Genomic DNA, 11,630 nt, shown 5'->3' on the forward strand with positions numbered 1-11,630 from the left:
GGTGGTTTTATGTTTCGCCCTTAAGGGCTCAACAGGCTAAAGCCTACAAATAAAACCGTATGCTTATAGCATACGGTTTTTTGTTTTCGCAAACGAATGAGCCAAGCAAAACTCGTTTTTATTTGGCGAGTGGCACGACCTTAAAATCGATGCGGGAGATTCTAAGGTTAGAACGAACTACAGATACATAGCCATATCAATCATCATTTTGTCTAAAATATCCCTTATAACTATAATATGCTTAATATTATAGTCTCCGCATTCAAATCTTTTCGTTACACGGTCTACCCCATCTTTCATAGCTTTTATAAAAACTTCTTTCATATTTTCATCTAAATCACCATTTACAAAACTTTGGTATATATGAATAATTTGATCTTTATCTAAATTTGCCACAACTTTTGATAATTCATCGTAATCTACAATACTTTCATTGTTTTTTACCCCTATAGTTTTCATAGCACTTTTTCTCCTTTTACTATTGCTAATGTTTTTAAATATATCTAATATATATTCGACATAGGGTTCGAATATTCTACTTTTTTGACGATAATGTAAACCGCAAAGCAAAATTTTATCCCTTACACTTTCCTTTTACGACACAAATGGATACAAAATAACACCTAATCCAAATCCCATGACGATGAGCCAGAGTTCGTTAATCCTACCTTTTCGAAGTAAGTACAATCCACCAGCACAAATGAAGACAGACCATATATTAAAATTTTCTATGACAATGCTTCCATCTCCATTATTGAAGATTCCCGTCAAAAAAAGAGTAATTGCTGCAGCCGCGATTAAGCCTATTGCTGTAGGTCTTAAGGAAGATAAGAAGCTTTGTACTAAATTTTGATTTTTATATTTTAAATAAAATCGCGCTACTACAATACATATAAACATAGCAGGAGTACACAGACCTAGTGTAGCAATAATAGAACCTGGTACTCCTGCAATTAAAGTACCTACAAAGGTGGCAACATTAATTGCCATAGGCCCTGGTGCTATTCCTTCTAGGGCAATGATGTCCGCATATTGCTGTGCTGTAATCCAAGCGTTGTTTTGAACTACTGCATCATAGATCAAAGGTAAAGAAGCGTATCCTCCTCCAAAGGTGAAAATGGCCACTTTAAAAAACTCAAAATATAGTAATAGGTAAATCATTTTTTGGTTGAGCCCCCCATCTTCTTCGATAATAAAACCATCTGTATTACCGTCCCTAGTACTCCACAGAATAAAATAATGAGAACTGTGTTAATGTTTAAAACAAAATCTAAAACAAAGGCTAAAATCATAATGGAAATAGGAAGCCAATACTTATCCCTTAGAATTTTTCCCGAGTAATTTATAAGTACATTAATCATAATGGCCCCTACTACAGCCTGAGCACCTTTTAATCCATTACGCACAATAATATTGTCACTAAATAGGGTATAAAAGGTTGAGATTATGGCCACTGTAACCAAGGGCGGAAGGATTGCTGCTGTCACTGCCACAATAGAACCCTTTAGGCCAAATAAGTTATAACCTACCATAATAGAAGCATTTACTGTGAAAACTCCTGGGCTCGTCTGAGACATTGCCAAGATATCAATCATTTCTTCTTCTTTAATCCATTTTAATTCGTCTACAAATTTTGTATGCATCAATGGAACAATAACATAGCCCCCTCCAAAGGTTAGAGCACTAATTAAAAAAATCTCTTTAAATAGATTCCATAATAGATGGTTTTTTATTTTGTCTACCATACAAACACCTTTTTCTTTCGTGATTTTACCGCTGAACGAATCCACATTAAGACCATTACCTCTATAGGCAGACAGTTAAGTCCAGTATAAACTCGACTACACTTCAGTAGAGGACTAATCAACTCACTAAAAGAAGTCTCATTCAATAATTGCATTTCATCTTCCTACAGGACACGTTTTAATGCAAATACCACAAACAGAGCCCCGGCCTATGTGTTGATAGTATTCCTTCATATGAGTGCTACAACCATGAGCATCATATAATTCTTTTCTCTCCATACCTTGGGTCCAATTTTGTCCTTGAATGGCCATAGCAGGGCAAGAATCCACACAGATTTTACAATTACCACAAGAAGATTCTGTAACAGGAGTGCCTACTGGCAATTCCATATCTGTTAATATGGTTCCTAATCGAACTCTTGGACCATATTGATGATGAATGAATAAGGCACTCTTGCCAATCCAGCCTAGACCTGCAAGCGTTGCTGCAGTCTTATGAGGAAATGCGCCATAATAAGATTTGTTGTGTAATGATTGAGATGCCGGGATAGGTATCGCACCAAATCCGCAATTTTGAAGAGCGATCGTCGTCCTTAACATAATTTCATTGAGATGATAATTTACACTGCGATAATGAGAAAAATAGGTATCGGTTGGTTCACCTATAATATCATCTATAATCCCATTAGATAATTGAACCACTAAAGTAATGGCGTAATGATATTTTGACCAATTTGAGGGTACTACTTCCTCTACATCACTAAATCCCACATGGCTTATTCCCAATTCTTTTATAAATTCTATTAAATTATGACTGTTCATGTATACCACCTAATATTGTTTTTGTTCTCAATTGTCCACAGGCTGCATCTATATCTGTGCCATGTTCATGACGTATTTTACAATTAATATTGCTCTTTTTTAAGATATCATAAAAATACAATAGAGAAGAATGCTCACTTCTCTTGTATTGGCTATGTTCGTCTACAGGATTATAAGGTATTAGATTTACGTAAATATTACCTTTTATTTCTTTGAGTAATGAGGCTAGTTCTAAAGCATCCTCTTTTTTATCATTTACTTCCTTTAGTAAGATATATTCAATAGTCACTCTGCGTTTTGTCTTACTAATATAGTACTTTATGGAATCCATGAGCTTTTCTATAGAATAGGTAGAGTTAATTTTCATAATTTTTGTTCTCATTTTATCATTAGGGGAGTGAAGAGATATCGCCAAGTTTACTGGAAAATTGATCTCGGCAAATTTACAGATTTTACTTGGAATGCCACTTGTAGAAACTGTAATACAGCGACCTGGAATAGCAAGACCTTTGTGATCTAATATAATCTCTATAAAATATATGATATTAGAAAAATTATCAAAGGGCTCACCTATACCCATAATTACCACATTACTTATCCTTTCACCTTGTTCCTTATTGTCTAGATAAAGCTGAACCTGCATAATTTGTCCTACTATTTCACCACTAGAAAGATCTCGTTCTTTACTCAGTAAACCGCTTGCACAAAAACTACAACCCATGTTACAACCTACTTGGGAAGTGACACAAACAGATATACCGTACTCATATTTCATCATAACCGTTTCAATTAAATGACCATCTTTTAATTGAAATAAAAATTTAATAGTACCATCACTTGATTCCTGCTTTTCATATAAATTCAAACATCGTATATAAAAATGTTCTTCGAGTAATCGCAAACATTCTTCTTTTAAATCTATCATATCCCTAAATTCAAAAACTCTCTTGCGATAAAGATAGTCCCAAATTTGAGATGCTCTATATTTTGTATGACCTTTTTCTATGATCCAATAAGTTAGTTCACTATAGGTCAAATCGTATATATTTCTTTTATCCATTTTGTCCTCTTTCTTGGCTTATGAAAATTACTGTTATTCTATCATAATACCATATTATAGCGCTTTTTATATGGGTTAATGACCTAGCATTAAAAATAATTAAAAGCTATCACCAATTTTAATGGTTTTACGTACTATATATAGAAATTTAATATAATTAGGAGGTTGTAAAATGTCTTGTTTTTTTGATCAACTTGATTGTTCTACACTATTAATGTTCTTCTTATTGTTAATTGTATTATTTGACAGCTGTGGTATTTGTGGAGATGATAATGAAACATTATTGTTCTTCTTCTTGTTATTAGTAATTTTATTCACAAAATAATTAACACTAGAGAGAACATAAGAAAGCCACCTGTTGCAGGTGGCTTTTCTAGTCTTTAAAGCTTAACTCCTTTACATAACCATCATAAAAAATCACAGTATTTTCAAAAACATTAATTACTTATGCTTATTTTCAACTTTTGCAATTTGTTTTTTATAGTTTTCAATTTCCTTATCAAACTCTGAAAATTGTTCTGATACTTCATTGCTCCAAAGATGCAATCCATCTTGATTAAATGTGATTTTTTTCTCAAGCTCAACGTCCTTAAGGTTTTCTTTTAGATCTAATAGTCTACGTTTTTTTGAATCTGAGTAATTGCTTTTCATAATACTTGACCTCCCTATAAAAATATTTTTTCGGGTTCTGTTCTTCTCTTAAATGAATTTAAAATAGACAATCTTTTTTGCCAAATATGAATTTTAAAACAAATTTGTTCTTACAAGTATTATTCTTTGCCTATTTAATCAAAGTAAACGATGTAAGTATAGGAAAATAAAACAATTATTGAATTAGCATTTTTGGATTAGAATAATGAGGTGTAGATATGACATATAATACAAAAATCAACTTTTGAGAATATTCAGTATTATATGGTGAAAACTAAAGATACGTACTTAGATCGTTATATTCATAATGTGGTAAAGGAGACAGATATATGAAAAAGCGCACTTTTATAGTTAAAAAATGAGTAGTACCATACCTACTCATCTTCAAAAATTAGTTATTTTATTTTTTCTTTTGCTATTGCTAAAAATTCATTGGCCTTTTTTATGCATTCTACGGCTTCTCCAATAGCTTTACCTGTTTCTTCTTTGCCCATAGCTATTGCCTTTTGAGACCACTCGCTAAAATCTTTTGCATGATCTTCATTGTGATCTACCCAATGACTTAGAAGTATATTTAATTTTTTAAAATCAGCATCTCCTGATTCGTGAGAATGAGTGTGATCATGTGAGTGACCATGGCTGTGGTCATGTTCATGTGAATGAGTATGATCGTGCTCGTGTGAATGATCGTGATTTTGAACCATATTCTTTCCTCCTTCGTTTCATTTTATGACTCTATTATATCATAATATATATAGATTACCCTCAATGCTTTTCCCATTTTGAATAAATACATTTTTATAATACTTATATCTATTATCAGATAGTCAAGTTCTATCTACGTATCTGATAAAGACTCTCAAATTATTCATTTTAAGTACACAACATTAACGTATTGAGGTTTCTTCTAAGAGGTGGTATAATTATCATCATATTTTGTATTACTGACAATTGAATTTCGGATGAAGATTATGGGAGAGAGATATATCATCCGCCGAAGAAGTTACGCTTTCAGGCAAAAGAACCATAATTGGACGAACCTCTGGAGAGCCTCAATGTGAGCACCGAAGGAGCAAGTTGATTAAAAATTTAATCAGTGAAACTCTCAGGTAAAAGGACAGAGCTTAATCTTTTAAGTTATTGAATTTTGGGGCCAAATCACGTAGATTTGGTTCCTTTGTCTTTTAGAGGCCTTCTTTTACAATTCAATATTAAAAAGGAGGATAAAAATGGAAAATGCAACAAATGTATTGCAACAAATCAACTCTTTTGTATGGGGACCCCCTCTACTAATTTTATTAGTAGGTACTGGAATCTATCTGACCTTACGCTTGGGACTAATTCAGGTATTTAAACTGCCTTTAGCTTTGCGCTATCTGTTTTCCAAGGATCCTGATGACAAAGATGGACAAGGGGATGTGTCTAGCTTTGCAGCTTTATGTACTGCTCTCGCTGCCACAATAGGTACAGGTAATATCGTTGGAGTAGCTACTGCTATTAAAGTAGGTGGCCCTGGAGCACTATTTTGGATGTGGTTAGCTGGTTTCTTTGGCATGGCTACTAAGTATGCAGAGTGCTTATTATCTGTAAAATATAGAGTCGTAGATGAAAACGGAGAAATGTCCGGTGGACCGATGTATTACATAGAGAGAGGCTTAGGCAATAAGTGGCTTGCAAAAGCATTTGCTTTTTTTGGCATAGGAGTTGCACTATTTGGTATCGGAACTTTTGCGCAGATTAATTCCATCACTGAAGCGGTTAATCTTACCTTTAATGTTCCTATATTAGCCACTGCAATAATCATCACCGTCCTCGTTGCACTGATTACTCTAGGAGGAATCAAAAGTATCTCTAAAGCAGCAGAGATTATCGTACCTTTCATGACTGTATTTTACGTTGCTAGTTCAATAATGATTCTTGGTTTAAATATAGAAGCTCTTCCTTCAACAATTATCCTAGTTGTAAAAAGTGCTTTTACTCCCACAGCTGCAACAGGTGGATTTCTCGGTGCAAGTGTAATGCTTGCTATTCGAAGTGGAGTAGCACGAGGTGTTTTTTCCAATGAATCTGGACTCGGAAGCGCCCCCATTGCAACTGCTGCTGCAAAAACAAATTCTTGCGTAAAACAAGGGCTCATTTCTATGACAGGAACTTTTTTTGATACCATTATCGTATGTACCATGACAGGTTTAATCCTCATTATGACAGGGCAATGGCAAGGCAATTATGCAGGAGCCAGTATGACAAATATGGCCTTTAAACAAGGTTTAGGTGGTTGGGGATCTTATATCGTCACCATCGGCCTAATCTTCTTTGCTTTTACGACGATATTAGGTTGGAACTACTATGGGGAAAGGTGTACAGAGTATTTATTTGGTGTAAAAGGGATTAAACCCTACCGATATATCTTTATTCTGTTAGTGTCTGTAGGGGCGTTTCTTAAATTAGATTTGATCTGGATTTTAGCAGATATCGTCAATGGACTAATGGCCTTACCAAATCTAATTGCTCTCATCGGTTTAAGACATGTTGTAAATAATGAAACAAAGATTTACTTCCAGCAATTAAAAGAAAAAAGCAAAGCAAAGTTATCCAAAACAATATCTTCTGTAAATGAAATATAATTTTTTTATTTTAGGTAGGTGATTCGTCACCTACCTTTTTTAATAAGAATTAAAATGTAACAAATTCGCCTTATTTTTTATTTGATTGAACCCTCTATATGTACTTCTTGGTTTACCTATTGTAAACTAATATTATTTTTTTAGTTGACAATTATTCTAGAGTTTACTATAATGATATCATTCTATAAATAATACATATTTGAAAGGATCAATATGAAAAATCAAAAAAACACTACTCTTACTTTTATCGGTCTTATGACTGCAATAATGTGCATATTAGGGCCACTTTCTATAGCCATCCCCTTGTCCCCTGTACCCATTAGCTTTACAACTCTAGGCATATACCTTGCTGTAATCTTATTAGGATGTAAAAATAGTACCATTAGTACCTTAGTTTATCTATTAATGGGGCTCGTCGGTATACCTGTTTTTTCTGGCTTTACAGCTGGACCAGGAAAACTATTAGGTCCAACTGGGGGGTATCTCATTGGCTTTTTTTTCATGGCTCTTATTGCAGGATACTTTGTAGACAAATTTAATGGTAACATCTCTATGCAAATTTTCGGACTAATTCTAGGCACTATGGCTACATATGCATTAGGCACTTTATGGTTAGCATATCAGGCAAATTTGACCTTTAAAGCCGCATTATTTGCCGGCGTGATCCCTTACATTTTAGGCGATGGCATTAAATTAGGCATTGCTATTGCTTTAGGGAACCCAATAAAAGAGCGCCTGCAGCGCTTTAGTCGCTAGTCATTAGTCACTAGCATTTGGATATTTCTTTAGGGTCAAAAGTAGAATTTTCTATTAAATAAATATGTCTTTTATTCACTAAGATTCTCTTACCACTTCCTCTAAGGTAGTTGCGGATTGTACAATCAAGTTTCCATTATAAAGTAGCACCTTGTTTATTATAACAAAATACAATATAATTCCTTATATAGAATGGATTCCAATACATTTTCTAATAAATAAATCAAAGGGGTACCTTTATAATGGAAATAAAACCAATAGTAGCTATGGAGCAACTAAACATCATTGAAAAAGATTTAAAGCGATTTTTATTGTCTTATCGATTTGGGCTTGAAGAGGTAATGACAAAAATCAATATTTTAAGACAAGATTTTCAATATATTCATGATTACAATCCTATTGAACATGTTAAATCTAGAGTAAAAAGCCCTGAGAGTATTTTAAAAAAAATAAACAGAAAAGATTTAGACATTTCTATAGCTTCTATAAAAGAGAGTATTCGGGATATAGCAGGAATTCGTATTGTTTGTTCCTTTATATCAGATATTTATACGATAAGTGAAATGATTCAAAGCCAGAAAGATTTAAAGATTGTCGAGTGCAAAGACTATATTAAAAACCCTAAACCTAACGGATATCAGAGCCTTCACTTAATCTTGCAGATTCCCGTTTTTATGTCTGATGGAGTAGAAGAAGTTTATGTTGAAATTCAGATTCGCACCATTGGAATGGATTTTTGGGCAAGCTTAGAGCATAAAATCTTTTATAAGTACAATAAAGATATTCCGCAAAAGTTAATAGATGAACTTAGAGAAGCCGCCATTATTACAGCTCAATTAGAAAAAAGGATGGAAATTCTCAACAATGAAATTGAAAGAATCAAACAAATAAATAGTACAGACAATAAAAATAGATGATACTTCATTATAATGAAGTTCATCTATTTTTGTATAATAGGTATTTTTTACTTTTGACTTAGCTTTTGTTCATGACATCCTTAAAGAAACGTCCAATTTTGACCTCAAAGCTTAGTCCTAAGGTGTTTATTTATTCAATCTACTGATTTCTTCCGTTATTGCCTCATATACTCCTGGGTATACACTACCCGGTCCACCTTGTGTGATACAAGGAATAAAATAATGCTTTCCACATTCCTCTATAGCTTTTCGAGTTTCGGCTGCAACGCTTTCTTTTGTCCAATCTTCTTTGTCAATCAAAGAGTTGTCTATATTCCCCATAAAAGAGATTTTTCCGCCATACTTTTTAATCAGTTCAGCGACATTATTATTTGAAATACACCCTTGCCAAATATCAATTCCCATTTCAATCATGTGAGGTACTAAATTCGCTGCGTAGGAATCGCTGTGATGTACAATCAGTTGTACTCCATTTGCTTTGTAGAAGCCATAGATCTTTTTGTAAGCAGGAACAATAAATTCTTCAAACATATCAGGTGATAAGAATGAATTTTTAGAGCTACCCCAATCATCGTGATGGAAAATACAATCAGGTTTATAATATTTAACGAGTTCTGCTGCGTATTTTAATTCATACTCTGTAATGTAGTCGATTAATGCATGCATTTCTTCAGGTTCTTCATAGAAGTTTAAAAGACAATCATCCATACCCATTAAATGATGGCACATTTCAAATACACCGGGTGCAACAAAAGCTGTAGCAAAAACCTCGTTGCGGTCAATAGCTTCAATTGCTGGTAGATATGGCTCCCATGCTTCTGGAGGAAGGTCTGTCTTCGGAGCCCTGACGACATCTCTCCACTTTGTAATATCTTTGACTACTTTGTGCGCTTCATCGTGTACAGGAAAACCACCTGGATGACCTTCTGGCCATGCAAAAGTAATTCCCCAAGCATTTTTTGCAGGTTCTCCTCCTGGCATAGGTGATTTTCCTTGACTAGTAATAGGGTCACCCATAATCATACCGTAAATTGCATCTGTACACATAAAAGCTTCATATTGATTTACAATTCGATCAGGATTTCCTCCTGTGATCGTTTCCATAAGGTTTTGTCTTTTCGTTAACATATTTACCTCCTGATACTTATTATTTTAACATTTAACATGAATTCATCCTTGATATGACCAGACCTACATTAATTACACAACTTACATAAAGTATTAGAACAGTTCTTTCTAAATATATTGTTTTAAATCACAAAGATGAATTTTATATATTTATAATTATATACTCCTTCTTCAATTTTGTCTATACTTAAATTTTACAATATCATTTCCTCATACTCTTCATAAATAATAGATATTTTTATGCAGTGATACACATATACTTCTTTATTAAAACTAAAAATGGTGATTATTTTGCATAGAATTTATTTAAAGAAATTCTATATTTGATTGCAAAAAGTAGAAATAGGGAAGAACAAAGTTCTCCCCTATTTTGGATTTGAATGTGATTTATTTAAGCACTACAACGGACATAGCCTTAAATATAGCATAAAGCTCGTCTCTCTTTTTAATATCCATTTCGATCATAGATGCTTTTGTAATAAGTATACGAAGAGGTATTCCAACATCTAATAGAACTTTGACGCTTTCGCCATCAACCTCTATGTCTTCTACAACACCTTTGTGCACATTTCTTGCGCTACTTTTAAACGCTTCTTTGCCTATGATAATATCCTCTGAACGTATCGCTATTTTAACCTGACCTTCTAACTCAGTTGAAACAGAGATTTTCACTCCATTAGTAACACCAAATTTCAAATTTCCTTCTGTTATAATCTCCCCATCAAAAACATTTTCTGCTTTTCCAGTATTCATAAGGTATAGATCTAATTGGGTTTGAGATACGCGAATGCTCCTACCTATGTGATGAGCGCTAATATCGCCTCTTTTAATCATTTCGTAAATTGTATATTTTGATAGCTTTAATTTATTGGCTAACTCCTCTGGAGTATATAATACTTCTTCTTGCATATGAAACCTCCTCGTTTCTTTTATCATAGATAGTAATTGGGTCTACTCCTTTATTATACTACATTCTGATTAATTATCAATTGACATTTACAAAGGAGTGCACTATAATTTATTTAAAATACTTCATATTGGTTTTAGTTAGATTTAATTAAATTTAATTAAGTTATATCATAAAGAAAGAGGAGAAAATCAATGAAAAAACGCAGTATTATTTTAACACTTTTATTAGTACTTACTTTATTCTTTGCTGGTTGCAATAGCACAGATACAGGTAACGATGCTAATAACGAAACAAATAAAAAAACAGCAGCAGAAGAATCAACTGAGAAAGGTGTTACCATAAACATTTCAGCAGCAGCTAGTTTATCTGAAGCATTGACTGAAATTCAAACGGAATACGAGAAGGAAACCAAGGACACTTTACAATTTAACTTTGCAGGTTCAGGATCCCTTCAAAAACAAATTCAAGAAGGTGCACCTTGTGACCTATTTGTTTCTGCTTCTAAGGCACATATGGATACATTAGAAGGAGCAGGTTTCATCGATCCAGAGTCTCGTAAAGATATACTTGGAAATACACTTACCCTTATTGCATCTAAAGAAAATGCCGATGTAATCAAAGGAACAAATTCTTTGACAAGTGCTGATGTAGAAAGTATTTCTATAGGAGAACCAGAGACAGTACCAGCTGGAAAGTATGCACAACAAAGTTTTGAAAGCCTTGGATTTGCAGATGAAATAAAAGACAAAATCATCTTAGCTAAAGACGTAAAACAAGTTTTAGAATATGTAGAAACTGGCAATGTAGATTGTGGACTAGTATACAAATCAGATGCAATATTACTTGAAACTGGTAAAATCGTTGCAGACATACCAGAAGACAGCCATGACCCTATTGTATACCCAGCAGCATTAATTAAAGACGGCGAGCAATTAGAAGCTGCAGCTGATTTCTATGAATTTTTACAAACAGATTACGCAAAAGGTGTATTTGAAAAATATGGTTTTGTAATATTGT

The 11,630-nt window shown here is 33.5% G+C and carries 14 protein-coding genes and 1 riboswitch; of the genes, 5 read left to right on the forward strand and 9 right to left on the reverse strand.

The window, feature by feature from the left end:
* Positions 1–177 precede the first annotated feature (177 nt).
* The 5 genes from Q7P22_RS12185 to rlmN form a co-directional block, all read right to left on the reverse strand.
* A complete protein-coding gene (locus Q7P22_RS12185; RefSeq protein WP_303864529.1) occupies positions 178–459 on the reverse strand; it encodes a B12-binding domain-containing protein in 282 nt (93 codons plus the stop codon).
* 135 nt (positions 460–594) lie between these two features.
* Positions 595–1,161 (reverse strand): chromate transporter, encoded by a 567-nt coding sequence (locus tag Q7P22_RS12190; RefSeq protein WP_303864531.1) that lies wholly within the window; start codon positions 1,159–1,161, stop codon positions 595–597.
* The gene (locus Q7P22_RS12195; protein ID WP_303864533.1) at positions 1,158–1,745 is read right to left on the reverse strand and encodes a chromate transporter; all 588 of its coding nucleotides are present in this window, start codon (positions 1,743–1,745) and stop codon (positions 1,158–1,160) included. Before Q7P22_RS12195 ends, Q7P22_RS12190 begins: the two co-directional genes overlap by 4 nt.
* A gap of 156 nt (positions 1,746–1,901) precedes the next feature.
* Positions 1,902–2,567, reverse strand: coding sequence for a 4Fe-4S double cluster binding domain-containing protein (locus Q7P22_RS12200; protein WP_303864534.1), 666 nt, complete (start codon positions 2,565–2,567; stop codon positions 1,902–1,904).
* On the reverse strand, positions 2,554–3,627 hold the full coding sequence (gene rlmN / locus Q7P22_RS12205) for a 23S rRNA (adenine(2503)-C(2))-methyltransferase RlmN (RefSeq protein WP_303864536.1): 1,074 nt from the start codon (positions 3,625–3,627) through the stop codon (positions 2,554–2,556). Before rlmN ends, Q7P22_RS12200 begins: the two co-directional genes overlap by 14 nt.
* A gap of 172 nt (positions 3,628–3,799) precedes the next feature.
* Here rlmN and Q7P22_RS12210 point away from each other — a divergent pair, with 172 nt between their 5' ends.
* Positions 3,800–3,952 (forward strand): hypothetical protein, encoded by a 153-nt coding sequence (locus Q7P22_RS12210; RefSeq protein ID WP_303864538.1) that lies wholly within the window; start codon positions 3,800–3,802, stop codon positions 3,950–3,952.
* A gap of 116 nt (positions 3,953–4,068) precedes the next feature.
* Here the strand turns inward: Q7P22_RS12210 and Q7P22_RS12215 are convergent, their stop codons facing one another.
* Together Q7P22_RS12215 and Q7P22_RS12220 are read right to left on the reverse strand one after the other, a co-directional pair.
* Entirely contained in the window at positions 4,069–4,278 is a 210-nt protein-coding gene (locus Q7P22_RS12215; RefSeq protein ID WP_303864540.1) for a hypothetical protein, read from the reverse strand.
* Between the two features lie 395 nt (positions 4,279–4,673).
* Positions 4,674–4,982 carry a zinc transporter gene (locus Q7P22_RS12220; RefSeq protein WP_303864542.1) on the reverse strand — a complete coding sequence of 103 codons (309 nt, stop codon included), beginning with the start codon at positions 4,980–4,982 and terminating at the stop codon, positions 4,674–4,676.
* Between the two features lie 328 nt (positions 4,983–5,310).
* A riboswitch (glycine riboswitch) is annotated at positions 5,311–5,409 on the forward strand.
* A 98-nt stretch (positions 5,410–5,507) separates the two neighbouring features.
* Here Q7P22_RS12220 and Q7P22_RS12225 point away from each other — a divergent pair.
* The 3 genes from Q7P22_RS12225 (at position 5,508) to Q7P22_RS12235 (ending at position 8,575) form a co-directional block, all read left to right on the forward strand.
* Positions 5,508–6,902, forward strand: a complete 1,395-nt coding sequence (locus Q7P22_RS12225) for a sodium:alanine symporter family protein (protein WP_303864544.1) — start codon at positions 5,508–5,510, stop codon at positions 6,900–6,902.
* Between the two features lie 213 nt (positions 6,903–7,115).
* Positions 7,116–7,658 (forward strand): biotin transporter BioY, encoded by a 543-nt coding sequence (locus Q7P22_RS12230; protein WP_303864546.1) that lies wholly within the window; start codon positions 7,116–7,118, stop codon positions 7,656–7,658.
* Between the two features lie 242 nt (positions 7,659–7,900).
* Positions 7,901–8,575 carry a GTP pyrophosphokinase family protein gene (locus Q7P22_RS12235; RefSeq protein ID WP_303864548.1) on the forward strand — a complete coding sequence of 225 codons (675 nt, stop codon included), beginning with the start codon at positions 7,901–7,903 and terminating at the stop codon, positions 8,573–8,575.
* A gap of 126 nt (positions 8,576–8,701) precedes the next feature.
* Here Q7P22_RS12235 and Q7P22_RS12240 read toward each other — a convergent pair whose 3' ends face one another.
* Together Q7P22_RS12240 and Q7P22_RS12245 are read right to left on the reverse strand one after the other, a co-directional pair.
* Positions 8,702–9,703: a uroporphyrinogen decarboxylase family protein gene (locus tag Q7P22_RS12240; protein WP_303864549.1), complete on the reverse strand. Its 1,002-nt coding sequence runs from the start codon at positions 9,701–9,703 to the stop codon at positions 8,702–8,704.
* Positions 9,704–10,090: 387 nt separating this feature from the next.
* Complete coding sequence (locus tag Q7P22_RS12245; protein WP_303864551.1) at positions 10,091–10,612, reverse strand: helix-turn-helix domain-containing protein; 522 nt, start codon at positions 10,610–10,612, stop codon at positions 10,091–10,093.
* Positions 10,613–10,804: 192 nt separating this feature from the next.
* On the opposite strand from Q7P22_RS12245, the gene modA reads away from it, so the two are divergent.
* A partial coding sequence (gene modA / locus Q7P22_RS12250; RefSeq protein WP_303864553.1) for a molybdate ABC transporter substrate-binding protein occupies positions 10,805–11,630 on the forward strand: 826 nt, incomplete at its 3' end.

This window comes from Alkalibaculum bacchi (assembly GCF_937875145.1).
GTDB classification, from domain to species: Bacteria; Bacillota; Clostridia; order Eubacteriales; family Alkalibacteraceae; genus Alkalibaculum; species Alkalibaculum bacchi_A.